Source organism: Halalkalibacter sp. HAAS-P014 (assembly GCF_056619965.1).
Window position 1 is genome coordinate 85,148 of sequence record NZ_JBWQTV010000001.1, and the last position, 26,148, is coordinate 111,295.

The following is a 26,148-nucleotide window of genomic DNA, read 5'->3' on the forward strand; positions in this document are numbered from 1 at the left end:
GACGACACCTCCTATAATTCGACATTCGTACACAAGTAGTATGCGAATGGTTAACAACTATTTTGCATCAATCCTTATCTTATCCTACAATAGAAATTAAAACAAAGTAAAGTAAAGGAGTTTGATGAAAATGGAATACATCGTTGAAGTTGAATTTTGCATGATGTGAAATTATGCACCAAAAGCCGTGAGTTTCGCGGATAAGGTTCTTGATCATTTTCGTGGAGAGGTGAAAGAGGTTACTCTACTTACAGGTAGTGGTGGCGTCTTCGAAGTAAAAGTTAACAACGAATTAATTTATTCAAAAAAAGAAACGGGAGCATTCCCTGACCCAAATGAAGTGATTACTAAAATGAAAGAAATGGCTGAATAAATATAGGTGGCTCACACCATTAGACGCTCCTTCTATTCGTAAAGAAATAATAGTATCTTGGAGGAAAGGTCTTTAGTGAGTCACCCTTTTGTTCAAGAAGGGTGGTTCATGAATATGCAGAATATCTTAAGACAAATACCGGCCATACATGAGTTGCAACAAGATGAACGATATATGCATTTTTTAAAAAGTGATATTGTGTCAAAATCAAAATTAACAGAGTGGTTACAAGAGACGGTTGCTGATATTAGGACAGATGTGCTAAATGGAACACTTTCAATCGAGAACCAATCACTCATTTTTCCTGATTTGATATTCACTCGTTTGACAGAACGTCTTCGTCATCATTCAACGTTTAGATTACAACGTGTGATTAATGCAACTGGGACAGTGTTACATACGAATCTCGGGCGTGCGCGACTAAGTCACAAGGCAATTCAACAAGTTGTTGAAACGGCTTATTCATATTCCAATCTAGAGTATAACTTGCAAAAAGGTAAACGAGGTTCACGTCACGAACTGATTGAAGATCTTGTAAAGGAAATAAGTGGGGCGGAAGCTGCTATGGTCGTAAACAATAACGCTGCAGCTGTTTACCTTGTTTTGAAGGCGTTCGCGAATGAACATGAAGTGATTGTTTCACGTGGGGAATTGGTTGAAATTGGAGGTTCATTCCGTGTTTCTTCGATTATGGAAGAAAGTGGTGCGCGCTTAGTAGAAGTAGGGACGACAAACAAAACGCATTTTTACGACTATGAAAATGCGATCACAGATCAGACTGCTATGATTATGAAAGTTCACACAAGTAATTTTAAGATAATCGGATTCACAAAAGATGTACCAATAGCAGAAATAAAACCACTTGCTGATAAACATGAACTGTTGTTGTATGAAGATTTAGGAAGTGGAGCGATCTATGATTTGAAAAAAGATCATATTGGCAACGAGCCGACTGTCAGAGAGGCTTTAGAAAATGGAGCAGATCTAGTTACATTTAGTGGTGACAAACTTCTAGGAGGTCCACAAGCGGGAATTATTGCAGGGAAGAAAAAATGGATTGAGCGATTAAAGAAACATCAGCTCGCTCGTGTTTTACGTGTTGATAAGATGACTTTAGCAGCTCTAGAAGCTACGCTAAAAGAATATGCGAATGAGGATTCAGTCATCGAATCGTTACCAACGCTTAAGTCGATTCTCGTAACGCAAGAAGAAGTACAACAACGTATTGATAAATTTGTTCAGCACTTATCCTCAGGTTGGACCACCGATACGAAAGATTCCTTTTCTTTTGTAGGTGGAGGAACGATGCCGGAAGTGAAGTTAGACACGACGGTTTTGCTTCTATCTCATAACAATTATCAAGCGCATGAGATACATAATAAATTAAGAACAGGAACACCTTCTGTTGTCTCGAGAATTATAGATGATCAAATTGCGTTTGATTTTCGAACAATAGAAGAAAATGAATTTGCAGACCTATACAAACGATTGCAAGAATTTGAATAGAAATGAGGGTAATGAATGGATGGGAAAAAAGCTTCAGAATCCAAAACAGTGTTAACCGATCTAGTGCTGCCCCCAGACACGAACTATCATGGAACGATTTTTGGCGGAAATGTGATGGCCTATATTGATAAGGTAGCAAGTATTGTTGCAATGAGACATTCGCGTTCGATGATTGTTACAGCTTCAAGTGATAGCTTAGATTTTATTGCACCTATAAAGACAGGGGAAGCTATTTGTTTAGAAGGGTATATTACATACACGAAAAAAACGTCGATGGAAGTGTTTGTGAAAGTAGAAGCTGAAGATTTGCTAAAAGGGGAGCGGCGGTTAACATCCACAGCCTATTTAACATTTGTCGCTCTTGATCAAGAAGGGAAGCCTAGGGTGGTTCCCCCAGTCATTCCAGAGTCTGAAGAAGAATGGTGGCATTATGAAGGAGCTCCCGAACGGTTCGAACAACGAGAGAAGCGAAGACAAGTTCGCAAAGAAAGACAAAGTAAAGAGGGTTGACTATTAAGGTCAACCTCTTTCTAATGATATTACCCTTCACCATTAGATTGACTTACTTGATTTTTTTTCTTTACTTTTTTAGAACCACTCAAAGGTTCGGGTTGTCCTGAATTTTTTGGTTGGTTTCTACGCTGATCTTTATAAGTGTTGCGCTCAGTCATTGTCGTATCCCTCCTCTAATGTGTAGTATCTCTGGAACTGGCCATAGTATACGAATAATGCTGGTTGTTTAACATACCCTATAATCGAGCTTAATCAAGGGGGAATGAAGGTGCTAATTTCCAGCAAACAGCTAGACATTGAAGCTGGACGAAAAGCAGTTGAGAAAGCTCGAAAATTAGTAGGCAATATAAATGCGCATGAGGCAGATTTTAAAGAAAAAAGAAAAAATATAATCGTTAATGAATAATTTATTCAAGCTCAGGACGATGGCCTGAGCTTGAATCTTTTTATTGACGTTTCTTTGTTTTTTTGTTATTTGAACGTTCCATTTCAGTTAATGGTTCATTAGCTGTTTCCTCTTGGTGCGCTGCATTATGTTCAAGTACTCGTTTGTCTTTTTCGTTTGGTCTTTGCTTTGCCATTAGAACACCTCCCATTGGTGTATGATTTGTTTAATTCGTAGGATTTATGCTCTTGATTCAAATCAAGAGCAGCTTTTATTAAATGATTCACTTTTAAAAGAATTTCAAAAAAAACATTTATTCTTCCCGCAAGTTTTGATATTATTAAGAGGGCCTGTTTTGTCGAAACGTATAAAGCGCTTTCGGCGTTTGTGAAACCGACAGTCTAGTCGGTCTGATTTAGACATTAAAAACAATTTAAGGTATGATAGTCTTGTGAAGGAGGGTATACATAATGTCAACAAAAAATGATGTGTTTAAAGCAAAGTCATCCTTTTCTCTGGATGGAAAGACAATTAATTATTACTCATTAAAAGCCTTAGAGGATGCGGGTTTAGGTAATGTATCGAAACTACCATATTCAGTAAAGGTTTTACTAGAATCGGTTCTTCGTCAATATGATGGATATGTAATTAAAGAGGAGCACGTAAAGAACTTAGCAAAATGGGGAACGAATGAACTGAAAGAAATTGATGTTCCATTCAAACCATCACGTGTTATTCTTCAAGACTTTACAGGTGTGCCTGCTGTTGTCGATCTTGCTTCACTACGTAAAGCAATGGCTGACCTTGGTGGGGATCCTGACCAAATCAACCCTGAAATTCCAGTAGACTTAGTTATTGACCACTCAGTACAAGTTGATAAGGCTGGAACAATGGATTCTTTAAATTTCAACATGGATTTAGAATTCCAACGTAACGAAGAACGTTATCAATTCCTTAGCTGGGCAAAGAAAGCGTTCGATAACTATCGTGCGGTTCCACCAGCAACGGGTATCGTTCACCAAGTAAACCTTGAGCACATTGCAAATGTTGTTCATGCTGTTGAACAAGATGGAGAAACAGTAGCATTCCCGGATACACTTGTAGGTACTGACTCACATACAACAATGATTAACGGTATCGGTGTACTTGGATGGGGTGTAGGTGGTATTGAAGCAGAAGCTGGCATGCTTGGACAACCATCGTACTTCCCGGTACCAGAGGTTATTGGTGTTAAATTAACTGGAGAACTTCCAAGTGGAACAACAGCTACAGACGTGGCATTAAAAGTAACGCAAGTACTACGTGAAAAGAAAGTAGTAGGGAAATTTGTTGAATTCTTTGGTCCTGGACTTGCAGAAATGCCACTAGCAGACCGTGCAACAATTTCGAACATGGCTCCGGAATACGGTGCAACTTGTGGTTTCTTCCCAGTTGATGTTGAAGCACTTAACTATATGCGCTTAACAGGTCGTTCTGAAGAGCAAATTAAGCTTGTAGAGGCTTATTGTCGCGCAAATGGTTTGTTCTACGTAGCAGGGGAAACACCAGATCCTACTTATACAGATACAGTAGAAGTAGACCTTAGTGAAATTGAAGCTAATCTTTCAGGTCCTAAGCGTCCACAAGATCTTATTCCTTTATCAGACATGCAAAAATCGTTCCGCGAGGCGGTAGTCGCTCCACAAGGAACACAAGGCCTTGGTTTATCTGAAGATGAATTCAAGAAAGAAGTAAAAGTAAACTTCAAAGATGGGCGCGAAACAGTTATGAACACAGGTTCTATTGCGATCGCTGCGATCACAAGCTGTACAAACACTTCAAACCCATATGTTCTTATTGGAGCAGGTCTTGTTGCTAAGAAAGCTGTTGAAAAAGGGTTAGAAGTACCTGAATTCGTTAAAACATCTCTTGCACCTGGTTCAAAAGTTGTAACTGGATATTTAACTGATTCTGGATTACTTCCATACATGGAAAAACTAGGATTTAACATTGTTGGATACGGTTGTACAACATGTATCGGTAACTCAGGTCCGTTAGAGGATGAAATTGAAGAAGCGGTTGCTGCAAATGATTTAACTGTTACTTCAGTTCTTTCAGGTAACCGTAACTTTGAAGGACGTATTCATCCATTAGTAAAAGCTAACTATCTTGCTTCTCCGCCACTTGTTGTTGCATATGCACTTGCAGGTACGGTTGATGTGGACCTTAGAAACGACTCTTTAGGAAAAGATCAAGATGGCAATGATGTATACTTTGCAGATATTTGGCCAACTGCTGACGAAATCGCTAAAGTAGTACAAGAAACAGTTACACCTGAATTATTCCGTCGTGAGTATGAGAATGTATTTAGCAGCAACCCTCGTTGGAATGAAATTGAAACAACTGACGATGCTCTTTATAAATGGGATGCTGATTCAACTTATATTGCAAACCCTACATTCTTTGAGAACTTATCACCAGACCCTGAAGACATTAAACCATTATCTGCTTTACGTGTTATCGGAAAATTTGGTGATACAGTGACGACTGACCACATTTCACCAGCGGGTGCGATTGGGAAAGATACGCCTGCAGGTAAATACCTAATTTCTAAAGGTGTTGAGCCTAAGGACTTTAACTCATATGGTTCACGTCGTGGTAACCATGAAGTAATGATGAGAGGTACTTTTGCGAATATTCGTATCCGTAACCAAATTGCTCCTGGTACAGAGGGTGGTTTCACTACTTACTGGCCAACTGGCGAAGTTACATCTATTTACGAAGCTGCAATGCAATACAAAGAAAACGGTACTGGCCTTGCCATCTTAGCTGGTAAAGATTACGGTATGGGAAGCTCTCGTGACTGGGCTGCTAAAGGTACAAACCTTCTAGGCATTAAAACAGTTATTGCTGAGAGCTACGAGCGTATTCACCGTAGTAACCTAGTTCTTATGGGTGTTCTTCCACTTCAATTCAAGGATGGCGATAGCGCTGAGTCACTTGGATTAACTGGAGAAGAGTCATTTGACGTTCAAATTACAAACGATGTACAGCCACGTGAAATGGTGAAAGTCGTAGCAACTGATAGCAATGGTAAGAAAACTGAATTTGAAGTACTTGTTCGCTTTGATAGTGAAGTTGAAATGGATTACTATCGTCACGGTGGTATCTTACAAATGGTACTTCGTAATAAATTAGCAAATTAATGATGGGGAACCTTCTTTCACCTTTTGGTGAAAGAAGGTTTTTTTTTATCCAAAATTTTCAAATTCCGAAATTTTCTTATCTGAAACTAATATTGAATTTAAACATGTGCATCCTAAAAATGATCAACAGGAAAGTGAGGCGAGTTAAATGGGTAGACAAAAAAGAGGGAATGCAAATGCACAAAGAAATAATAATGCAAAAAAGTATGGAAAAGAGAACCAACCACAAACAGAGTATCAATCTTACGCTGAACAAGAAGCTGCGAAGATGAACCGTAATCAATAATCCTAGGAGGTTTATGATGACTGTTCAAACACAACTTCAACAAGCTATTGCACAAGCACAAAGTGTACAAGCAAGTTTAGTGCAATTTTCGCTTGAGACTGAAAATAAGTCGGCACAACAATTATATAATGACTTAGCTGAACAGCAGAAAAATATTTTAACGCTACTTGAAGGACGTTATCAACAAGTTTTGCAAGAAGAACCTCAATTTAATCAATCAAATTAACAGTAATCTTCAATAAAAAGGGGTTGTCTCATAGATAGTTTTGAATTGAACCTTGTTTGGTTAGATGCTTAACTTTGAGACAACCTCTTTTTACAACGTATAGATGAAAGAACGGAGGAGTCGAAAGTGTTTGACTTTTGGCAAGGTGCTGAAGAATTACCTGTATATGGTTATATGATTCGGGCCATTATTGTATATGTATATATTTTTCTTATTGTAAAAATATTAGGGCAAAGGTCAATGAGTTCTATAGATGCGCTCGATTTCATTTTTGGTGTGGTCATTGGTGATATTCTTGGTGAGCCATTAACGGATGGAGAACTTCCTCTTGCAGGGCCGGCAGCTGCAGCAGCTATAACAGCTGGGTTACATTTATCATTATCAGTGCTCGCTTTAAAAACACCACGTTTTCGTCGTGTGATTGAAGATGAGCCAATCATATTGATGAAGCATGGAAAGATCTTGCATAAAGAATTAAGAAAAGCAAAAATTACATTAGAGGCCTTTTTAATGGATTTACGCCTTAATAACGCTAGCGACTTAAATGAGGTTGACTACGCAATACTAGAGATGAATGGTTCAATTAGTGTCATAAAGAAATCAAATTATGAAAGTGTAACACTAAAGGATATGCAAAAGGATGTTCCAACAAAAGGGTATACTTCTGTTCTGATCGAAGATGGTCGAATTATTGACGCAAACGTCCAGAAGTTTGGTACCCTTGACTGGTTACGTGAGCAAGTTCATAAACATGGATTTAAAAATCATAAAGAGATCTTTTTAATGACTATGGATGAATCAGGCCAAATCTATACAAGTCCTAAAGTAGAGTAAAGATTCAAATTTTTATTGTATAAAAACACTCCTTTTAGACCAAAATGCTAAAAAGCAAAGGAGTGTTTTATGATGAGAAGAGTCAGAAAATTATCATTTGATGAATTAGTTAGAGAAAACAAAGAAAAGTTACTAAGGGACAAGGAAGCCCTCGATCGCCTTGAAGAAAAATGGGAGCAAAAGAGAACAACAGTGAATCAAGTTGAAATGTGAATAATATAGTATTGAAGAGGAACTATAATGGTTAGGGAGGGGTTACTGATGAAAAGTACAAAATCAAATTTTGCTCAATTTCGTCCTGATCATTTAGGTACACAGCCTGTAAAGTCTAAGGCAAATAACGGAAAGAAAATGGCGCAAAAGAGCTCTGAACAGCCCAATTACGTTCCTCCTAAAGGATAATACAAAAGAATAAAAGAGTCTGAAGGGGCTTTCTCAAATCAACCTTTTGAGAGAGCCCCATTTTTGCTAAATTAGAAAGTTGTCGATAGAAAATCCTTGTCATAAGAAGCAATTAACGGAATAATGGAGAAAGATGATGTCATAGGGGGAAAGCAATAACATGAGGCATCAGAAAGTTATTTTATTATCGTTACTGCTCTGTTATTTACTAGCGTTATTTTATGTGACGTTATTTGCTTGGAATTATGGGGCTTCACTCGGTCCTGCGGGTCCAGGAGGTAGAAACTATAATTTAATTCCATTTCGTAGTATTTACCGTATTGCTGTTTTTAGTCCCAGTTTGCAAGATCCGGTTCGCATTCTTTTAGGGAATGTGATTTTATTCATTCCTTTAGGTTTTTTGCTCCCGGCTATTTGGACAAAAGCCCGGATGTTCTTCGTTGTCATTGCAATTAGCTTTACTGTTTCTTTATTCATAGAACTCAGTCAATTTTTATTCACTCAGCGTGTTGCCAATGTAGACGACCTCATTTTAAATACTCTTGGCGGGATAATTGGAATGGCTTTGTTTGTTATTGTGAAATGGTTCAAACGAAGAATTGTCTATATACACGCATAGATGGAGAAGGTGTCTGAAAACCACCTTCTCTTACATAACCTTTTGTGTTTTTACGATTCGCTAAGTTTTTCTTTTGTTCTCGGGACGTAGCGATTGAACAAACGAAAGAAGATATAGACAATTGCTAAAAATGAACCATAAAACAATGAAATATATAGTAAGTCACTAGGATTAGTAACGAGCGTATTTCCTACAGTAGCAAATAAAATCATTGAAGGAATTTTTCCTAATGAAGAAGCGATTGAATATTTTAAAAAGGAAACACGACTCAAAGCTGAATATATATTAACAATGATTGAAGGGATTACCGGAATAAGTCTAGTGATAAAGATTGTCATAAATGCATTGCGTTCAAACATGATCGTAACTTTTGCTAAGCGTGGATATTTATAAAGCCACTTTTTACCCCAATCTTGGTATCCATACCGTACAAATGAAAACATTAAAATTGAAGCAAGGGAAGACCCAACCCATGTAATGAAACTTCCTGCAAAGGGACCGTATGCAGCCCCAAGCACCCCTCCGATGAGTGGATAAGGAATAATAGGGAACAAAGCAAAAAATGTTGCCAATGTCGCTGTAATAATCATATATTCCGTACCACCTTGTCTAATCCACTGTAAAAGTGTTTCTCCAAAGAAGTACATAATAACTGCTATGGCTAAATAGCTTAGTAAAACAATCCCTTTTCTCATAAGAACCTTCCTTTCTATTGTACGCCCCCTATTTTCTCATATTTTTACTATTGTTGTATTGTTTTATTTGTCACTTCTATGAAAATTTCCTATCTTTTGATAGAGTACGTGATAAAAATTACGAATCTTCCCTTAGAGATGTTTATCTGTTAAAATAGTTAAAACAAAGTGGAATACTAGGAAAAAGGGTGATCGATGTGAATACCTTTAAATGGTTTATCTTTTTTATCTTTTTAATTACGGGCTTTCCAATTTATGTAGGAGCTCATTCGTACGTTGAAACTTCTACCCCAGGAGACGGAGAAGAGGTTGCCGAAGCTATAACGGAAATTGTATTAGAATTTAATGCTGGGATTGAAAGGGTTAGTACGGCAACTGTTTTTGATGAAACTGGACAGGAGCTTTCTATTCAGGAGATCACTGTGAATAGTCCTACGCTCGTCATCAATCTAGAAGAGCCTCTTTATCCTGGTAGTTATCAGGTTGTATGGAAGGCACTAGGAGAGGATACACACCAAACAGAAGGTGATTTTACCTTTGATGTTTTGGAGTATGAAGCCGATAATGTGGTAGATGTAGAAGAAGATCATGAGCGAACTGAAGAAAATGAAAGAGATGAACAGGGACTTGACAGCACAGAACCAGAACCAGAGACGGTTCAAGGTAATGAAGATGTTCCCACCTCTTCGGAAGATAGGTCACTCCTACCTGTTATTAGTATTGGTGTGATTGCCTTTTTAGCACTATTCGTATATTTGGTTAAGCGAGTTCGCAAATGATTACTTCATTGGTGAATCTTTTATTATATGTCTCTCTCTCCTTATTAATGGGGTACTTTCTTCTACGAGCTTTACCAAAGAGTGTCTATACTGAGATTTTAATTCCAATAAAATGGATAAGATGTCTGTTAATACTTATTCCTGTACTTACATTCGGTCCAATCATTCAATTAATTTGGACCCTTAATACTCAATTTGAGATGCCTTTTTTTGAATCGTTTAGTACGGTTATATTAGAGTATTCGAGTGGGCATGCGTTTCTATTATCTCTAATAGTTTCTGTAATAGTTGCAGTCTTTTTCACCAAATGGAAAAGAAGGTGGATTGCTCCAGTGATGATTACCCTTCTAGTCTTGTTATCTAGTTGGGCTAGTCACGGGGCAGCTGTTAGTGGATGGATTGGCTTTTGGGGAAATACACTACATTTATTAGCAGTATCAGTTTGGATTGGGACGCTTTCTATTATCGCTTGGTTTTCGGTTGGAAACAGTTTACCAAAAGTATTTTATCGCTGGTTTTCCTATGTCGCGCTTAGTGCGGTTGTAACGATTACCTTATCAGGTTTTATTTTAATGGCGGCAATTGTTCCTGAGTATGTTCAATCGTGGTTGTTAAGTTATGGCCAATTATTGCTATTTAAACATTTACTATTCTTACCAATACTTGTTTTTGGACTTCACCACATGCTACTTGGTTTTAGACAAAAACAGCCTAGCAAAGTGATTACGTCTTTCCGAATTGAATCGATTATTGCACTCTTTGTTTTTGGTATTTCAGCTTTAATGACAGAACAAACACCACCTCATGAAGTTGCTCAAACCTTACAAACGGAAAATGTTACTTCGCTTCTCCAATTTTTTGTCGGTGACCAAGTCGGAATTGGTGCGATTTATCTTTCGTTTTCAATCTCTTCTTTACTATTGTTCGCCTTAGCTGTAATTGTGTTTGGTATTGCAATGTATACTTTGATCAAACTTTTGAGACTATGGAAAGCAGTTTCTTTATTTGCTGTAAGTCTTTTTGTTTTATATATAGGGCTAATGGTAAGTGTGGAGGTAGGTGGATATGAACAAGATGAGACTGTTTATACTTCGATAGAGGAAGCTGTCTCCCAAACTTATTATTCTGATACAAACATCGACGTTCTTATTACAGAAAATGTAGAGGACGAAATTCATGTAGTTTATACCGTTGATCAGCGTGATTTAGTCGCCGAAAAAGTGGAAAAAGTTGATGGGGGCTATAAAAGATTACCGGCAGCAATGTTAACGATCGGTGGTACATCTGTTGTAAGTGAAAAGCAGAAAATCCGAACGTTCCGAGTGCAAAGTGGCAATTGGCATAATGAGCAGTACTCGAATACGTATGTCACATTTGGGATGATCCAAGAGCCGGACGATGTTGCAAGAGTTCAAATTCATTATGAAGGTGGTTCCTATATCTCACCTTTAACAGAGAATACGTTTATCAATGTTGTGTCGGTAAATGAGGATTGGACTGATCAACATCCGATTGACTTCCTAGCAGATAACGGTCAAGTACTTGAAACATATGCGCGAAATGTAATGGAAGAAGGAGTGTACTGCCACTAAGGCAGCACTCCTTTTCGTTTATTAAAAGGTATTTCGCTTATCGAAGGAAAAGCGTAAAATGGAAAGAAAAAAGGGGAAATCAAAATTGGAGAGAAAGAAGCTATGGATGATCTATGGCATGTTGATCCTTGCAACAAGTACATGGGGAAGTGCTTTTATAGCGGGCAAAATTGCAATTGAAAGCTTTGAACCAGCAACGATTGCATTCTTGCGCTTTTTTGGTGCAGCATTGTTATTATTTCCGATCATGTGGATTGCTGAGAAGAATATCCCAAAGCGAACAAAAAAGGATTGGTTATTGTTTGCAATTCTAGGCCTAACCGGAGTTACCATATATAATATTTGCTTTTTTCTAGCAAGCAAACATGCTCCTGTTATTAAGAGTTCGTTATTTATTGCAGCGAATCCGATGTTGATCATGCTATTATCAGGATTGATTTTAAAAGAGACGATCACAAAACGAAATATAATTGGTCTCCTTCTTGCATTTGCTGGGGTTGTAACGATTATTACTGAAGGAAATATGCTGATCTTTTTTCAATTTCAGTTTGAGCCAATCGACTTTGTTTTACTAGGAGCTGTTATAACATGGGCGTTGTATAGCGTACTTGGGCGAGTCGCGTTAAGGAAATATAGCTCGATTGTTACAACTACATATGCTGTAGGCTTTGGTACATTATTTCTACTCCCGTTTAGTATGTTTGAGCGACCTTGGGAACATGTTGCTACAAGTACATTGCCAGCTTGGCTTGCGATTGCGCATATGAGTGTATTTGTGACGGTGATAGGCTTCATCCTTTATTACTATGGAATCCAAAAAATTGGGGCTGCTAAAGCATCAATTTTCATCAATGTAATGCCTCTCTCTGCAGTACTTATGGCAACATTAGTACTGGATGAAACATTAACAATGGCAACAGTCATTGGGGCAATATTTGTTATTTCAGGTGTGTATGTAGGTACGACTGTAAAGCGAAAAAGCTTGAGAAGTCAGCGTATGCAAAAACGGGACAATGATGATAAAATGAGGAACGTGGATTAGAAAGTGGTGTAAATATGTTGCAAAAACGTTGGACAATTCAAGACATTAATGAGTGGCTTCACATGGTAGATGAAGGAGCGAAACCATTCAATGAAGCAACTGCTTGGGAAGTACTCGAACAACTTCAACAACCTGATAATGAAAATAAAGAATTCGGAAACTTAAAATCGCGAGTGCTTTCGAAATTGGCACTTGCTAGGTTTCAGCGTGTTAAAAAGGTTGATCATTTAGTTGAGCGCTGGACAAATCATTCTTTAGAAGAAGATCAGACGAATACTCTAGCACATGAGTTAAAAGTCGAACAGCTATTTGCTTTTTTCAAAAAAGTGAGGATTCCGGATAAATTCCCTCCAATTCGAGAGACGGATCATGGTTCAGCAAAAAAGAAGACTGCTCAAGAATACAATCAAATAGCCAAAACGTTTTTTAAGTATATCGAACAATATGAAGAAATCTCAAACGAGACAAAAGTATCAATGGAGCATCTTAAGGATCATGAATTGAGAAATAGATCTGAAATGGTCGTTCAGTTGATGGAAGATTTAAAGGAACCGTTTACGACTATTTTGACTGCGACAACAGAGTATGCCAATTCCTTAACCGGTGTGTATTACTCGTCTGCTCAATTTAAAGAAATAACAAGAGCGACAAATGAAATCGAGAAACTTAGTGAAAGATGGAGTGAGCTCGTCCACGCTAATGAGAAAGAGCGCGACGAAAAGTCAGCTTTAGAAGAGTTGAACCGAATGGTAGGACTCGACGATGTCAAGGTGAGAGTTCAAAAACTTTACCAATTCTTACATTATCAAAAGGAACGACTTCGCCAAGGATTTCATGAAAAAGATGGTATCAATCTAAATATGATTCTAACGGGAAATCCAGGTACTGGGAAAACGCATTTAGCAAGGTTAATGGCAAAAATTTATTTTGAGCTTGGATTACTAGAGCGTGATGAAGTATATGAAGTTGATCGGACTCAGCTTGTTGGTGCTTATGTGGGACAAACAGAAGAAAATACAAACAAAGCGATTGAGCGTGCTCTAGGTGGCGTCTTATTTATAGATGAGGCATATAGCTTAAAACGAGCGGATGCTGCAGGAAACGATTACGGTCAAACAGCAATAGATACGCTCGTTTCTGCAATGACAAGTGGCAAGTATGCCGGGAAATTTGCCGTTATTCTAGCCGGGTATCCAGAAGAAATGAGAACTTTCTTACGAGCTAACCCTGGACTGCGAAGTCGTTTTCCTGATCAAAACCATATTGAAATCGAAAATTATTCAATTGAAGAATTACTCCAGATTGGAGAGCACATTGCTATCGAAAATGATTACCTATTAACGGGTGATGCGAAAAAAGCATTTCAAAAACGAATTGAAAAGGCCCAAGTAGACTCGTCATTTGGAAATGCTAGAGCGATTAAAAACATTATATTAGATGCTATTTTTGAAAAGGGATCGAAAATGACTCTTGAAAATGCTCATGTAGACGATTTTATTCTTCTTGAATCAGAAGATTTTCAAGCTAATAAGGAATTAACTGAAGAACTATCGGCAAAGAAAGAGCTTGATCAGCTTATAGGCCTTGAACAAGTAAAGAGAGAGTTATTGCAACTCACCTCATTTGTTCAAATCCAACAGATACGTAGAGAAAGAGGCTTACAAGTCTTGCCGCTGCAAGTTCATTCTGTATTCACAGGTAACCCGGGAACTGGGAAAACAACCGTTGCTAAGCTATATGCGAGGTCGTTAAAGGAAATTGGTTTACTTAAGCGTGGCCATTTAGTCGTTGCTTCAAGAGCAGACCTAGTAGCTGGTTATGTTGGACAAACCGCCGAAAAGACAAAAGAGGTAATAAAAGATGCGTTAGGTGGAGTGTTATTTATAGATGAGGCTTATTCTCTTATAGTGGGTGGTCAGGTTGATTTCGGGAAAGAAGCAATTACAACTCTTGTTCAAGAAATGACGGAACATGAAGAAAACTTAGTTGTTGTTTTGGCTGGCTATGCGAAAGAAATGGACGTTACCCTCGATAGTAATCCAGGTTTACGTTCACGCTTTAAAAAACATATTCATTTTGAAGATTATTCAAAACTAGAGTTGATTCAAATGATCGAAAAACGATCAGAGAAAGCAGGATATCGTTTAGAAAATGAAGCACGTATCGCATTAGAAGAACGAATCGCAAAAGATGGCCATCCTAGTAATGGACGATTTGCTAGTGATGTATTTGATCAGCTCGTACAAAATCAATCGTTACGACTAATTGGTTCTAAACAAATCGAAGAAAATCAGCTCATTACGATAAAAAAGGAAGATGTGGAATTACTGCAATTGTGAGGGGAGTAGAAACATGTTTATTTCAAAAAGGGAAATTCAAATATTATATGCTGATACTGACATGATGGGGGTTATTTACCACGCTAACTATTTAAAGTATTTTGAACTAGGTCGTGGTGGATTTCTTGAAGATGTAGGGTTTAGTTATGTGGAAATGGAGAAGTTAGGTTATTTTGCACCAGTATATGACTTAACGGCAACCTATAAAAAGCCTATACGCTATGGGGATAGAGCGTATGTTAATACATGGGTTGAAGAGAATGATCGTCTTAAAACGATCTATGGCTATTCAATTGTGAATGAAGATGAGGAGGTTTGTGTGGAGGGGAAAACCACTCATATTATCGTCAAGAAAGAAACATTCAAACCGACTGCTTTCAAGAAAGTACTTCCAGAGTTGTTTCAGAAATATGAAGAGATAAAGAAAAAATAAGGGTCTGTGAATAAGCTCTTATTCGTTATCCATACTAAGCTTGTGCAAGTGACTTTATACAAGAAAAGGGGTAATGAAAATGGCTAAACCAGATAATCGCAATGATAATGTTGAGAAGCTACAACAAATGAAAGAGAACACAGAACATAACATTGAAGCAGCTGAAGAGTCTGTCGCTCACACTGATATGACAGAAGAGCAAAAACAGGCAGTAAAAGCCAAAAACAAGCGTCGTCAAGAAAGCATTCAAGGGTTTGAAGCGGAAATGGCTGATGAAATGCAAGCACGTGAAAATGGCTATCAAGATGAACAGTAAAGAAGAAATCGCTTAGAACCGTTGTTCTAAGCGATTTTTTCTTTAGAAGCTGAAATTAGGGATGTGTTGAAAAAATAATGCCAAGTCATTTCAAGACTGTTGCGTAAATTTAGGGAGACTAGGTCTGAAAAAAATGTAAGTGATGGAAACGTATGCTATAATCAACTCAAATGATAGATATAAGGTGATGGGAATGGCGTTTGGTTTGAAAAGAAGAGACCTTATAGAATGGAAACAACTTGCACAACGAGGAGAAATTGCCTTTTTGACTCACTTCTGGTTAGACGAACGTTTCCCGGGATGTACGACGGTTACTAAAGTAGCCTGTGGTGATCTGGGCAAACTTGAAAAATGGGGAAAGCAATATGGACTGAAGCCAGAATGGATTCACCGTCGAGATAAGTACCCGCATTTTGATTTACTAGGCAATAGGCAAAAAGAAATTTTGAAAAAAGAAGGAATGGAGGACCAACTAATTAATTTAGGACAATACATTTAATAGCAGTAATGTGATGTTTTAAAAAATATAATTACAAGTGATAGGAGGAAAATAAAATGGTATCACAAGCAATTGTCATTTCAGATTTACAAACAAAAGCTTCCATTGAGCCAAAAGAACAAATCCGTATTAGGGTTGATTTTTTAAAAAACTACTTAGTCTCAACGGGCGCAAATGGTTATGTACTTGGAATTTCCGGTGGACAAGACTCTACTTTAGCAGGAAAATTAGCGCAGCTAGCCATTAATGAATTAAATGATGAGCAAGATGAAAAAATGTATTCATTTTATTCAGTAAGACTGCCATATGGTGAGCAACAAGATGAAAAGGATGCCCAAGATGCTATTGGTTTTATTGAACCAACAAAGTCTATCACCGTTAATATAAAGACAGCTGTCGATGCGTCTGTAGAAGCATTTAATAAAGCAACAGGTGGAGAACAGCTCTCAGACTTCAACAAGGGTAATACAAAAGCTCGTGAACGGATGAAAGCACAATACGATATTGCTGCCCATTATGGTTGCTTAGTAATTGGCACTGACCATGCAGCAGAAGCCATTACTGGATTTTTTACAAAACATGGTGATGGTGCATGTGACATTGCGCCATTGTACGGATTAACCAAAAGGCAAGGAAAATCGTTGTTGGTGGAACTAGGAGCTCCAGAGCATCTTTATAAAAAAACACCAACAGCTGATTTGGAGGATGGTAAGCCCGGATTGCCTGATGAGGTTGCTTTAGGAATGACCTATGATAATTTAGATGATTATCTAGAAGGAAAGCAAATTGATCCTGAAATTGCAAAGCAAATTGAATCCCGTTATGAGAAGACAGAGCATAAACGGCAGCTGCCTGTAACAATTTTTGATTCTTGGTGGAAAAAATAAGTGTCATATTTCAACTAATTTCATCATACCTTAATTCGAGTGTCTACATCCCTCTATATTAGGACTTAAGGGATAATAGGTTAAGGAGAGAGAAAGATGAAAAGGAAAATTTTTCTATTGGTTGTGTTATGTGTTGGCCTTATTTCAATGATCGGTGTATATGTTGTCTTGAGCCCGGAGCATGTACCTTCGCAAGCACAGACGGTTGCTAAAGAATCTGCTGATGAACAGCTAAGAGAAGTAAATGGGATAGAGATCCTATTAAATGGTGTTCGGACAGAACATGCTGATAATGAAGGTGAACAATACGTGATCGTAGACCTCTCGCTATCGAATAAACGTGATTCAGTATATGAAGTATCAACATTTAAAATAACGTTAGTGGACGAAGAGAACTTTGCCTATGGTGTTGACACTTCATTTGAAACAAAAGGGATTCTTAGTGGTCAATTGCATCCAGGTCGTACCAATCGTGGCGAAGTGGCCTTTTTGGTACCAGGCTCAAAGAAGTATGAGCTAGTTTATACAGATCATTTACGAACTGGACAAGTTACATGGCAAGTATTTGTTGATAAGGAATGAATGAATATGACTTTACAAAAAAATAGTGATTTACATATGCACTCTACGGCATCAGACGGTGGGTACAGCCCTTCTGAATTGATGCGAAAGTGTAAAGAGGTTAATTTAGAGATCGTTTCCCTAACAGATCATGACAGTGTAGAAGGCGTAGCTGAGGCGCTAGAAGCTGGAAAAGAGCATGGAATTCACGTGATTCCTGGCATTGAATTTTCAACGAAGTATAAAGGGAAAAGTGTTCATATATTAGGTTATCAATTTGATTGGCAGAATACGGAGTTGAGCTCGTTGCTTGCAAATCAAAAACAGCTTCGAAGAGAACGTTTGGATAGGATCATTGAACGTTTGGCCAATGTAGGGGTCGCGATTCAGCCGGAATCTGTCTTAAAGCATGTTGATGGTGGTAGTATTGGAAGACCTCATGTTGCAAAAGCGTTAATTGAAGCAGGTTTTGTGAATGATGTTGCCGAAGCTTTTGAACGATATTTAGCAGAAGGGCAGCCTGGTTATGTTGAGAAGTCAAAAGAGATGACTGTAAAAGAAGCGATTGAGTGGATCCACCGTACAGGAGGGATTGCGATTGTTGCTCACCCGGTTTATTACGATGTAGATGATGATATATTTGATTGGGTCAAAGAATGGGGGCTAGATGGTATAGAGGTTTACCACCGTGATCATGATCAAGAAGCAGTACAAAGATATGAAAAACTATGTAATGACATTGAACAACAAATTGGTAAACAGTTATATCGAACAGGTGGATCGGATTTCCATCATGAAGAATATGGGAGAGTACGAGAACCGTTAGGAGTTACAAGATTAGAAAATCGTCTAGCAGAAAGGCTAATTTAGAAGTTATTATGAAAGCTGTTGAGAAGAGTAAAGTTCTCAGCAGCTTTTTAAGGGATAAGGTGTATTGAGATTAACGTTGATTTACTTTTTCAATCACACTTTCTATATTAGTTCCCTCTAATGCTTGAGTAGCCAATTGATCTGCTTCCTTATTTTGATTTCGCTCAATTAATTCATATTCTAATTTTAAACCGAGCTTTTTGGCTAATTCGTCAATTCGATTTAACCAACTATTATAGTGGTCTTCATAGCAAGGCCATTCTCCCGATGCTTGACTTACAACGACCATTGAATCCGAATAAATCCTCACCGTTTGATGATGTACATTCATTTCTTCGAGTTGGATAAGAAGTCTGTAAAGAGCAGCATATTCTGCTTCGTTATTATCTTCAAGAAGTTCGTAAGTGTCATTTAAACGTGTACGCCAGTTTTTATGGTTTTGCTTATAATAGATTGCTACTCCTATACCTGCTAGACGAGAATCCACATTGTATCCACCATCAATGTAAGCTTGAAGTTCATGTGGTTCAGTCTCATACTGCTTTAGGAATTTTTGTAGTTCTTTTTTTTTCCAGGTTGTATCATGTTCATCTAAAAAGTCTATATTTTTTAAACGCCCTGTTTTTTCTAAGTCATCACTTAAAAGAATCGCAGAAGAAATGCTCATCCAATCAGATTTCATAAAAAAAGCCTGATTCGTTTTCAATGGAGAATAATACCACTCTAATCGGATTTTCATGGAAAAACCCCCCTTTTATATGTGTTAAGATAATTGCAGAAATTCGCTTTTCATGATAAGTTAAATTATCGCAATGTTACGTAATTTCACACAGCGCAATGATTCTATTATAACTTAGTATGTAACATTAACTATTATAAATACAATGTTAGAAGTCACTTTTGGTAATGAATTGTTAAAAGCTATATGTAATTGAAAAAAGGAGTTTGTACATTATGCCAATAAAAATCCCTGATCACTTACCCGCAAAAGAAATACTCAATGCTGAAAACATTTTTGTAATGAATGAGAGTCGCGCCTATTCACAAGATATCAGGCCGTTAAAAATAGTTATTCTTAATTTAATGCCTATTAAAGAGACTACAGAAACTCAATTATTACGTCTTCTTGGCAACAGCCCATTACAAGTAGATGTGTCCTTTTTATATCCGAACACTCATGTTTCAAAAAATACATCACATGAGCATCTTTCTACTTTTTATAAAACATTTGACGAAATAAAGTCAACCAAATATGACGGTATGATTATTACGGGTGCGCCAATTGAGAAACTTGAGTTTGAAGACGTTAATTATTGGGAAGAGCTGAAAATGATTATGGACTGGAGTGTTGACAACGTTACCTCCACATTACATATTTGTTGGGGGGCTCAAGCTGGTCTGTACCATCATTACGGGATAAATAAGTATTCCTTAGAGGAAAAGAAATTTGGAATCTTCTATCATACGATTGAAAAGCAAAATGTTAAGCTTCTGCGTGGATTTGATGATGAATTCTTAGCACCACACTCTAGACATACCGATGTAAGGAGAGAAGACATTGAGCAAGTGAATGACTTAGATGTTTTGAGCGTGTCAGATGAAGCGGGTGTATACATTGTTGCTTCAAAAAACGGGAAACAGATTTTTGTAATGGGTCATTCCGAATATGATGTTTGTACATTACAAGAGGAGTATGAAAGAGATAAGGAAAAAGGCTTGAATATTAATCTACCGGAAAATTACTTCCCACAAAATAATGATCAAAATCAACCGAAATTGCGTTGGAGAGCGCATTCTAATTTGCTTTTTTCGAATTGGTTAAACTATTATGTGTACCAGGAAACTCCATATGATTTAGGGAGATAATATAAAGTAGACAGGGTGTCTTATCAAGTCTGACTCAGGAAATAGTGTTTAACAGTCAGGTAATTCATTTGATAGACACCTTTTTTTGGGAAGAATTCGATGAAATTTGACATGATTTTAGTTTTACCTTCTTATCTTATACAAGTAGAAGTTTTACGAATATATGGTCATTTTTTTAGTGTGTCGTGACGTTTTGCTCCTACATTTTTAGTTGTCTTTTCTCAATATTTGAAAAAACGTATGATATAATAAGGTTGCTACTATGAACGGTGTTACTGCTGTTAGACATGGAAGAGTTCTTTGCATGTAGAAGTCTTTCAGTGGAGGTGTTGAACGATGGATCCTTTAGACGTCATGATGAATAAAGAACGTGTCATTCCTTATTTTCAACCGATCGTGAGTGCTGATAAACAATTGGTAGTTGGATATGAAGTATTAGCTAGGTTACAAACGGAAGAAGGAAACAAAAGTTTGGGCTGGTTTTTTCAAGATAAAAATATTCCTGATGAATACAGATTGGAACTTGACGATCATGTCCAGAAACTTGCTCTTGACGCATATTTAAAAACCGATCAATCTACTATTCTATTTCTTAACTATGATACATCGCTATTGTTAAGAGATAATGGCGAAACATTTACTAAATGTTTGGAAAAGTATCAGGAAAAAGGGCTCAAACTTCAGCAAATTGTCTTGGAGTTAAAGGAAGACGAGGTTGTTGAATACTTTTATGACAATAAGCACTTTTTTTATTATCTACAAAGTATTGGGTTTAAGCTAGCTCTTGATGATGTTGGACATAACGGCAGCAATTTAGATTTGATTGCGATGTTAAAACCAAATATTATAAAAGTAGATGTTTCTTTTATGGAAGATGGGTTACCACAGTTATATTCAGAAGTACACCAACCTTTAACGATGCTTTCAAGGAAAATAGGAGCAACACTTCTTTTTGAAGGGATTTCTACGTTTAATCAATTGAATTATTCGTGGAGAAATGGAGGACGTTACTATCAAGGATATTATTTACAATTTCCTAGTGCTTCCTTTGTTAAGCCTGATTGTTGCAGGGAAAAAATTCAAAAGGAATTCCAACATTTTATTGTGTTTGAGCGAAAAAAAATGGAAGCTCAATTTACGTTAACTAATCAATTAACTTCGCAATTGAAACAAACGATGAAATTGATTAGTCCTGAAGACACATACGATGAGATGATCCAAAAAGTTGCAAAAGATTGTGATCGATTTGCTTTCCGTATTTATGTTTGTGATGCACAAGGATTTCAACAATCCTCCAATGCAGAAAAAAACAAGGAACAGGAATGGGTTTTAATTGAAGAGGGTCGATTTAAAAACTGGAGTTGGCGTCCTTATTTCCTTGAGAATATTGTTCGAATGAACGTTGAAAAAAGAGGATTTCTATCGGACTTGTATACAGATATCGAACGTGATGAACGTATTCGCACTTACTCATATCCAATCTCTGATAATTTGTTCTTGTTTCTTGATATACCCTACACTTACTTATTTGAACAAGAAGGTTTACTCTAAATAATAAGGTCTGGTCTAATGATAGGTCGTAGCATATGATTGTGCTTCTTCTTGTTAGGTCGGACCTTATTATGTGTTTTAATCGTAAGGAGGAATATATGGACTCTCGACCTGTATATTATTTAATGGCCTACTTGTTTTTTGCACATTCAACGATAACAATTATTAATGGGTATTTCCCTGTCTTTTTTCAAGCGAAAGAGCTAACAGGTTCACAAATTGGGTTATTGATGGCAGTGGGGCCATGTGCAACCATTATTGCACAACCGATGTGGGGTTACTTGAGTGATAAGTATAAAAGTATAAAGAAAATGCTTCTTATAGCGTTAGCAGGAGTAGTGCTAACAGCTATTGTATTTATTTTTATTAATTCTTACATTGGTTACTTAGTTATGATGTTTATTTTATTTTTCTTTGTCTCACCAACTACGGCGTTAGGAGATTCACTTGCTCAAAAGACTTCAATTCATAGGAATATTAGTTTTGGACGAATACGATTATGGGGATCGCTAGGATTTGCGATTACTTCGCTTGTTGTTGGGTATGTGTTAACATGGATTGGTGTAGAGAACATTATGTTTCCTTTCTTGATGATGACAATTATCGCTTTATTCATCGGTTTTTCGATTAAAGATGTTCCTGGTACGAATAAACCAGTTACTGTTATCGATGCTATGAAACTTGCAACGAATCGTAGACTTTTCTTGTTTTTGCTATTTGTGTTTTTTATTTCTGTTTCACATCGGACAAATGATATTTACCTCGGGTTATATGTAGTTGAATTAGGTGGGCCCGAAGCCCTTATTGGTTGGGCTTGGTTTGTTGGGGTGATTGCAGAAGCAATTGTATTTGCAACTACAGCATATTGGTATAAAAAATGGACGCCACTAACGTTTGTTATTTTTGCAGGGGTCTTGTATGGAGTACGTTGGATTTTAATGGGAATGATTGAAAGTCCATGGCTTATTATACCTGTTCAATTAGCGCACGGCCTAACATTTGGTATTTTCTACATTGCAGCGTTTCAATTAGTTAACAAATTAATTCCTGAACAGCTTCAAGCTACAGGACATGTATTATTTATTACTATTTTCTTTGGGTTGGCTGGTATTATAGGTTCGCTATTTGGTGGTTATATGATTGATACAACATCTATTTCAATCTTGTATTATGTCATAGCACTGAGTGCATTTTTTGGTGCGCTAGGACTATTTATTTTTCAAAAGAAAACACCAAGTATGAATTTAAGTAACTGATCTATTCAAATTCTGTCAAAATGGGAGATGAAATGTTTTATAAAAGAGTAATAAGTAAGAAAGGAGTGAAAAAATGGATATTATTTTAACGGAACGTGCTATAGAATTCTTTAAGAAGGTAGACATAGAAGAAAAGGTTATTCGCGTTAGAGCATATGATACGTTTGAATGAAGTACGATGGTAGCGTATGACCTCGCTCTGGATGAGCTGAGGGAAAATGATTCACACAAACGTGTAGAGGGAATATTCTTTGTTTACGATCAGAAAACGGTCGATGAGATCGGGGCATTTGTGAAAATTGATTTTGTACCATCACAAGGATTGAAAATGATCAACGCCAACCAAACCCTAGCATACGCCTTACGGTTAAAGAGCTAGTACCAAAAGGGGGGTTTTCCCTTTTGGTACTAGCTCGTAGCATTGAGCGAAGCCGTTGCAAGGTTTTAAGTATACCTGAGTGGTTTTCGAAGGGATACGCGCAACGAGAGAAGCCAATGCGCAGCGAAGGATAACTAGAGAAAAAAGACCAAAAGGGGGGTTTTCCCTTTTGGTACTAGCTCGTAGCATTGAGCGAAGCCGCCTGCAAGGTTTTAAGTATACCTGAGTGGTTTTCGAAGGGATACGCGCAACGAGAGAAGCCAATGCGCCAGCGAAGGATAACTAGAGAAAAAAGACCAAAAGGGTGGTTTTCCCTTTTGGTCCTACCTCGTAGCATTATTTTTTTATAAAGAAACCACCAAGGGTTTTCATAATAGGAGTTGCTTGGTGAACAGTTTTTACAACTTGATCAACTGTACTAACGGTTTTGTTCATATCAAATTTTCCTTCTTCATTTGTAAAGGCAGACTTAAAGAAAGAAGGTTTATTCGGTTTATAACCGAATGGCTGATGCCCCATTTGCATATTGTGTCCAGGAAATTGTGGTCTTGGACCTCCTGGGTTAGGATGTTGCATTTGGTGTGGATGATGCATGAGGTTGTTCATGTGCATCGGTTGATGTTGGGGATAGGGCTGTTGATGATTCATTTGCGGTGGCATCGGTGGCCTATTGTAATTTTGATTAGGTTGAAACATCTCTAATCGACCTCCTTATTCAATTGGAATTTGTTTACGGTTATTAGGGATAATGATTCGTAGTAATCCATTTTTATATGTTGCTTTAACATCCTGTTCCTGAATAATAAATGGTACAGGAATTACTCGCTGTCTAATATGCCTTTGGCCTTGACGCTCTGTAAATCCAGTTTTGTCATCAATATATTCCGTTTGTTCTTCTTGTGTGACCTGAATCCTAACAGCTTGACGGTATATATCTAAACCAATCTGTTTCTTATTAACACCAGGGAGCTCAGCTTCAATAACTAAGGAATTGTCTGTTTCAAAGATATTTGTAGGAATTGGTGCAAGAAATAATGGATTTTCATTAATTTGTTGCATTGTATTTTGAAAAAAACTGTCTATTGATTGCAAAATATCTTGATAGCCTTGAGGTAATTTTTTAGACCACGGTTTTTGATTCTGATCTGACAACATTGTCACCCCCTTTTTAATGAATTATTAGTATATATGTATGAATAAGAAATCATAATGGTGCAGTGCAAAGGCCTATATTTACACAAGGAGGGGATTTTATGAGAACTGGGATAATTGATACCCATTGCGACGCATTATTAAAGTTATGGGAAGATCGAGGGCGCAGTTTTAAGGATTCTCCCGAAATTGATACGAATGCCGAAAGGTTAGTTGCTGGGAATATAAAAGTACAGTTGTTTGCTATCTTTGTAGAACCATTTATTAAACAAGATCAGAAGTTTCAGGTGGTTTTGGAACAAATTGAGTTATTTCATGAAGAAGTGCTAGCTGCTAATTCAAAGATTCGTCATATTAAACAGTGGTCAGATCTATTAGATTTGAAGGTTGATGAAATTGGTGCTGTTTTAACTCTTGAAGGCGTAGATGCGATTGGTGATGACCTAACGAAATTATCTATCTTGCATCAATTAGGAGTACTATCAGTTGGTCTGACTTGGAACCAAGCAAACCTCTGTGCAGATGGAGTCGGTGAACCTCGAGGAGCTGGGCTTTCAATTTTAGGCAAAGAGGTCGTTCGTCTTAATAATAAGCAGAAAGTATTAACTGATGTTTCTCATTTAAGTATAAAAGGCTTTTGGGATGTAATGGAATTAGCTGATTACCCAGTAGCCTCTCATTCAAATGCTCGTAATATATGTGATCATCCACGAAATTTATACAATGATCAGATTCATGCATTAGTAGAGAAACAGGGATATATTGGTCTTGTATTTTGCCCTGATTTTGTAACTAGTAAAGAGAATGCAACGACTAAGGATATACTTAAACACATAGACCATTTATGTAGTATTGGAGCTTGTGATTATATTGGATTTGGTTCTGATTTTGATGGAATATCTACTTATGTACAGCAACTTCGGAATAGTGGTGACTATATATATTTAGTAGAAGAATTAGAAAAGCATTATCCATCATCTCTAGTCAATAAATTTTTACGGGAAAATTTTGAGCAATTTATTAATCGAGTCATGTGATTTTTTTATGTAGTTCTAGTATAATGAGTTTCAAGTAAAGAGAGGTGAACAAATTGAAGATTACAGATCAAGCGAAAATGGTAATTGAAGAAACGATGAGTGAACATGGATTAAATACGATCCGTGTAGTGTTTGCTGGCATGGGTTGAGGAGGTCCTAAATTAGGGCTAGCTCTGGATGAGCCAGCAGAATCAGATCATCAACAAGTCATAAATGGCATAAATGTAGCAATAGAGAAAGACCTTATAGAACAGGTGAAAGATTTGACACTTGATTACCAAGAGTCAGAAAATGGAGCAGGTCTTGTTATGCTAGGTAGTGAACAGGATTGTTGTTAATAAAAGAAGAGATTGTCTTAAAAATGGGTTTGTTCCCTAATTATGAGATAATCTCTTCTTTTTTTATTCATTTTACATAGTTTCTCAAATAGTTGTTGTGCCGAAAGCTAACGATTGAGAATAACGGTAGCAGAAGTGGACGACTTCTTTCACAAGTTTTCATAATTTAAAACATGTTTAGCTCAAGTGTGTGATACAACGGGCTTCTCCGGTGAAATCCCATTTCT

The 26,148-nt window shown here is 37.2% G+C and carries 32 protein-coding genes and 1 pseudogene; 27 read left to right on the forward strand and 6 right to left on the reverse strand.

Features of this window, described 5'->3' with window-relative positions; translation table 11 throughout:
- Positions 1 to 181: 181 nt before the first annotated feature.
- The 3 genes and pseudogenes from AC1FXZ_RS00495 to AC1FXZ_RS00505 form a co-directional block, all read left to right on the forward strand.
- A pseudogene (locus AC1FXZ_RS00495) lies at positions 182 to 373 on the forward strand (Rdx family protein); the annotation flags it as partial.
- Positions 374 to 487: 114 nt separating this feature from the next.
- Complete coding sequence (gene selA / locus AC1FXZ_RS00500) at positions 488 to 1,879, forward strand: L-seryl-tRNA(Sec) selenium transferase (protein WP_480049926.1); 1,392 nt, start codon at positions 488 to 490, stop codon at positions 1,877 to 1,879.
- A 15-nt stretch (positions 1,880 to 1,894) separates the two neighbouring features.
- Complete coding sequence (locus AC1FXZ_RS00505) at positions 1,895 to 2,389, forward strand: acyl-CoA thioesterase (RefSeq protein WP_480049928.1); 495 nt, start codon at positions 1,895 to 1,897, stop codon at positions 2,387 to 2,389.
- Between the two features lie 29 nt (positions 2,390 to 2,418).
- Here the strand turns inward: AC1FXZ_RS00505 and AC1FXZ_RS00510 are convergent, their stop codons facing one another.
- The gene (locus AC1FXZ_RS00510; protein WP_480049930.1) at positions 2,419 to 2,550 is read right to left on the reverse strand and encodes a small acid-soluble spore protein P; all 132 of its coding nucleotides are present in this window, start codon (positions 2,548 to 2,550) and stop codon (positions 2,419 to 2,421) included.
- A 110-nt stretch (positions 2,551 to 2,660) separates the two neighbouring features.
- On the opposite strand from AC1FXZ_RS00510, the gene AC1FXZ_RS00515 reads away from it, so the two are divergent.
- Positions 2,661 to 2,798 (forward strand): hypothetical protein, encoded by a 138-nt coding sequence (locus tag AC1FXZ_RS00515; protein WP_480049932.1) that lies wholly within the window; start codon positions 2,661 to 2,663, stop codon positions 2,796 to 2,798.
- 40 nt (positions 2,799 to 2,838) lie between these two features.
- Here the strand turns inward: AC1FXZ_RS00515 and sspO are convergent, their stop codons facing one another.
- A complete protein-coding gene (sspO, locus tag AC1FXZ_RS00520) occupies positions 2,839 to 2,973 on the reverse strand; it encodes a small acid-soluble spore protein O (RefSeq protein WP_480049933.1) in 135 nt (44 codons plus the stop codon).
- A gap of 274 nt (positions 2,974 to 3,247) precedes the next feature.
- Between sspO and acnA the strand changes: the two genes are divergently transcribed.
- The 7 genes from acnA (at position 3,248) to AC1FXZ_RS00555 (ending at position 8,329) form a co-directional block, all read left to right on the forward strand.
- Positions 3,248 to 5,962, forward strand: a complete 2,715-nt coding sequence (gene acnA, locus AC1FXZ_RS00525; RefSeq protein WP_480049934.1) for an aconitate hydratase AcnA — start codon at positions 3,248 to 3,250, stop codon at positions 5,960 to 5,962.
- A gap of 148 nt (positions 5,963 to 6,110) precedes the next feature.
- The gene (locus AC1FXZ_RS00530) at positions 6,111 to 6,248 is read left to right on the forward strand and encodes a hypothetical protein (protein ID WP_480049935.1); all 138 of its coding nucleotides are present in this window, start codon (positions 6,111 to 6,113) and stop codon (positions 6,246 to 6,248) included.
- Between the two features lie 16 nt (positions 6,249 to 6,264).
- On the forward strand, positions 6,265 to 6,474 hold the full coding sequence (locus AC1FXZ_RS00535) for a DUF1657 domain-containing protein (protein WP_480049937.1): 210 nt from the start codon (positions 6,265 to 6,267) through the stop codon (positions 6,472 to 6,474).
- 126 nt (positions 6,475 to 6,600) lie between these two features.
- Entirely contained in the window at positions 6,601 to 7,308 is a 708-nt protein-coding gene (locus AC1FXZ_RS00540) for a DUF421 domain-containing protein (RefSeq protein ID WP_480049939.1), read from the forward strand.
- A gap of 72 nt (positions 7,309 to 7,380) precedes the next feature.
- Positions 7,381 to 7,521 (forward strand): FbpB family small basic protein, encoded by a 141-nt coding sequence (locus tag AC1FXZ_RS00545; protein ID WP_480049941.1) that lies wholly within the window; start codon positions 7,381 to 7,383, stop codon positions 7,519 to 7,521.
- Positions 7,522 to 7,569: 48 nt separating this feature from the next.
- The gene (locus AC1FXZ_RS00550; RefSeq protein WP_480049943.1) at positions 7,570 to 7,710 is read left to right on the forward strand and encodes an acid-soluble spore protein N; all 141 of its coding nucleotides are present in this window, start codon (positions 7,570 to 7,572) and stop codon (positions 7,708 to 7,710) included.
- 160 nt (positions 7,711 to 7,870) lie between these two features.
- The gene (locus AC1FXZ_RS00555) at positions 7,871 to 8,329 is read left to right on the forward strand and encodes a VanZ family protein (protein ID WP_480049945.1); all 459 of its coding nucleotides are present in this window, start codon (positions 7,871 to 7,873) and stop codon (positions 8,327 to 8,329) included.
- A 50-nt stretch (positions 8,330 to 8,379) separates the two neighbouring features.
- On the opposite strand, the gene AC1FXZ_RS00560 is transcribed toward AC1FXZ_RS00555, so the two are convergent.
- Positions 8,380 to 9,024, reverse strand: a complete 645-nt coding sequence (locus tag AC1FXZ_RS00560; RefSeq protein WP_480049947.1) for a TVP38/TMEM64 family protein — start codon at positions 9,022 to 9,024, stop codon at positions 8,380 to 8,382.
- A 197-nt stretch (positions 9,025 to 9,221) separates the two neighbouring features.
- On the opposite strand from AC1FXZ_RS00560, the gene AC1FXZ_RS00565 reads away from it, so the two are divergent.
- From AC1FXZ_RS00565 to AC1FXZ_RS00610, 10 genes are all read left to right on the forward strand, one after another.
- Positions 9,222 to 9,803, forward strand: a complete 582-nt coding sequence (locus AC1FXZ_RS00565) for a copper resistance CopC family protein (protein ID WP_480049949.1) — start codon at positions 9,222 to 9,224, stop codon at positions 9,801 to 9,803.
- Positions 9,800 to 11,395, forward strand: a complete 1,596-nt coding sequence (locus AC1FXZ_RS00570; RefSeq protein WP_480049951.1) for a copper resistance D family protein — start codon at positions 9,800 to 9,802, stop codon at positions 11,393 to 11,395. Before AC1FXZ_RS00565 ends, AC1FXZ_RS00570 begins: the two co-directional genes overlap by 4 nt.
- 58 nt (positions 11,396 to 11,453) lie before the next feature.
- Positions 11,454 to 12,437, forward strand: a complete 984-nt coding sequence (locus AC1FXZ_RS00575) for a DMT family transporter (protein ID WP_480049953.1) — start codon at positions 11,454 to 11,456, stop codon at positions 12,435 to 12,437.
- 14 nt (positions 12,438 to 12,451) lie between these two features.
- Complete coding sequence (locus tag AC1FXZ_RS00580) at positions 12,452 to 14,776, forward strand: AAA family ATPase (protein ID WP_480049955.1); 2,325 nt, start codon at positions 12,452 to 12,454, stop codon at positions 14,774 to 14,776.
- 13 nt (positions 14,777 to 14,789) lie between these two features.
- Positions 14,790 to 15,209 (forward strand): acyl-CoA thioesterase, encoded by a 420-nt coding sequence (locus AC1FXZ_RS00585; RefSeq protein WP_480049957.1) that lies wholly within the window; start codon positions 14,790 to 14,792, stop codon positions 15,207 to 15,209.
- 79 nt (positions 15,210 to 15,288) lie between these two features.
- Complete coding sequence (tlp, locus tag AC1FXZ_RS00590) at positions 15,289 to 15,525, forward strand: small acid-soluble spore protein Tlp (protein WP_480049959.1); 237 nt, start codon at positions 15,289 to 15,291, stop codon at positions 15,523 to 15,525.
- Between the two features lie 193 nt (positions 15,526 to 15,718).
- Positions 15,719 to 16,024 carry a hypothetical protein gene (locus AC1FXZ_RS00595; RefSeq protein ID WP_480049961.1) on the forward strand — a complete coding sequence of 102 codons (306 nt, stop codon included), beginning with the start codon at positions 15,719 to 15,721 and terminating at the stop codon, positions 16,022 to 16,024.
- A gap of 56 nt (positions 16,025 to 16,080) precedes the next feature.
- Positions 16,081 to 16,911 carry an ammonia-dependent NAD(+) synthetase gene (gene nadE, locus AC1FXZ_RS00600; protein ID WP_480049963.1) on the forward strand — a complete coding sequence of 277 codons (831 nt, stop codon included), beginning with the start codon at positions 16,081 to 16,083 and terminating at the stop codon, positions 16,909 to 16,911.
- A gap of 96 nt (positions 16,912 to 17,007) precedes the next feature.
- Positions 17,008 to 17,493, forward strand: coding sequence for a DUF4352 domain-containing protein (locus AC1FXZ_RS00605; RefSeq protein WP_480049965.1), 486 nt, complete (start codon positions 17,008 to 17,010; stop codon positions 17,491 to 17,493).
- 6 nt (positions 17,494 to 17,499) lie between these two features.
- Positions 17,500 to 18,342, forward strand: a complete 843-nt coding sequence (locus tag AC1FXZ_RS00610) for a PHP domain-containing protein (protein ID WP_480049967.1) — start codon at positions 17,500 to 17,502, stop codon at positions 18,340 to 18,342.
- Positions 18,343 to 18,412: 70 nt separating this feature from the next.
- Here AC1FXZ_RS00610 and AC1FXZ_RS00615 read toward each other — a convergent pair whose 3' ends face one another.
- On the reverse strand, positions 18,413 to 19,081 hold the full coding sequence (locus AC1FXZ_RS00615) for a reverse transcriptase-like protein (protein WP_480049969.1): 669 nt from the start codon (positions 19,079 to 19,081) through the stop codon (positions 18,413 to 18,415).
- Between the two features lie 215 nt (positions 19,082 to 19,296).
- Here AC1FXZ_RS00615 and metA point away from each other — a divergent pair, with 215 nt between their 5' ends.
- The 4 genes from metA (at position 19,297) to AC1FXZ_RS00635 (ending at position 23,394) form a co-directional block, all read left to right on the forward strand.
- A complete protein-coding gene (gene metA / locus AC1FXZ_RS00620; protein ID WP_480049971.1) occupies positions 19,297 to 20,208 on the forward strand; it encodes a homoserine O-acetyltransferase MetA in 912 nt (303 codons plus the stop codon).
- Between the two features lie 336 nt (positions 20,209 to 20,544).
- Positions 20,545 to 21,759 carry an EAL domain-containing protein gene (locus AC1FXZ_RS00625; RefSeq protein WP_480049972.1) on the forward strand — a complete coding sequence of 405 codons (1,215 nt, stop codon included), beginning with the start codon at positions 20,545 to 20,547 and terminating at the stop codon, positions 21,757 to 21,759.
- 98 nt (positions 21,760 to 21,857) lie between these two features.
- On the forward strand, positions 21,858 to 23,015 hold the full coding sequence (locus AC1FXZ_RS00630; protein ID WP_480049974.1) for an MFS transporter: 1,158 nt from the start codon (positions 21,858 to 21,860) through the stop codon (positions 23,013 to 23,015).
- A gap of 178 nt (positions 23,016 to 23,193) precedes the next feature.
- A complete protein-coding gene (locus AC1FXZ_RS00635) occupies positions 23,194 to 23,394 on the forward strand; it encodes a hypothetical protein (protein ID WP_480049976.1) in 201 nt (66 codons plus the stop codon).
- Between the two features lie 336 nt (positions 23,395 to 23,730).
- On the opposite strand, the gene AC1FXZ_RS00640 is transcribed toward AC1FXZ_RS00635, so the two are convergent.
- On the reverse strand, positions 23,731 to 24,090 hold the full coding sequence (locus AC1FXZ_RS00640) for a YppG family protein (RefSeq protein ID WP_480049978.1): 360 nt from the start codon (positions 24,088 to 24,090) through the stop codon (positions 23,731 to 23,733).
- A gap of 15 nt (positions 24,091 to 24,105) precedes the next feature.
- Positions 24,106 to 24,546: an Hsp20/alpha crystallin family protein gene (locus AC1FXZ_RS00645; protein WP_480049980.1), complete on the reverse strand. Its 441-nt coding sequence runs from the start codon at positions 24,544 to 24,546 to the stop codon at positions 24,106 to 24,108.
- 101 nt (positions 24,547 to 24,647) lie between these two features.
- Between AC1FXZ_RS00645 and AC1FXZ_RS00650 the strand changes: the two genes are divergently transcribed.
- Positions 24,648 to 25,583: a dipeptidase gene (locus AC1FXZ_RS00650; protein ID WP_480049982.1), complete on the forward strand. Its 936-nt coding sequence runs from the start codon at positions 24,648 to 24,650 to the stop codon at positions 25,581 to 25,583.
- Positions 25,584 to 25,636: 53 nt separating this feature from the next.
- A complete protein-coding gene (locus tag AC1FXZ_RS00655) occupies positions 25,637 to 25,921 on the forward strand; it encodes a HesB-like (seleno)protein (protein ID WP_480049984.1) in 285 nt (94 codons plus the stop codon).
- Positions 25,922 to 26,148: the final 227 nt, after the last annotated feature.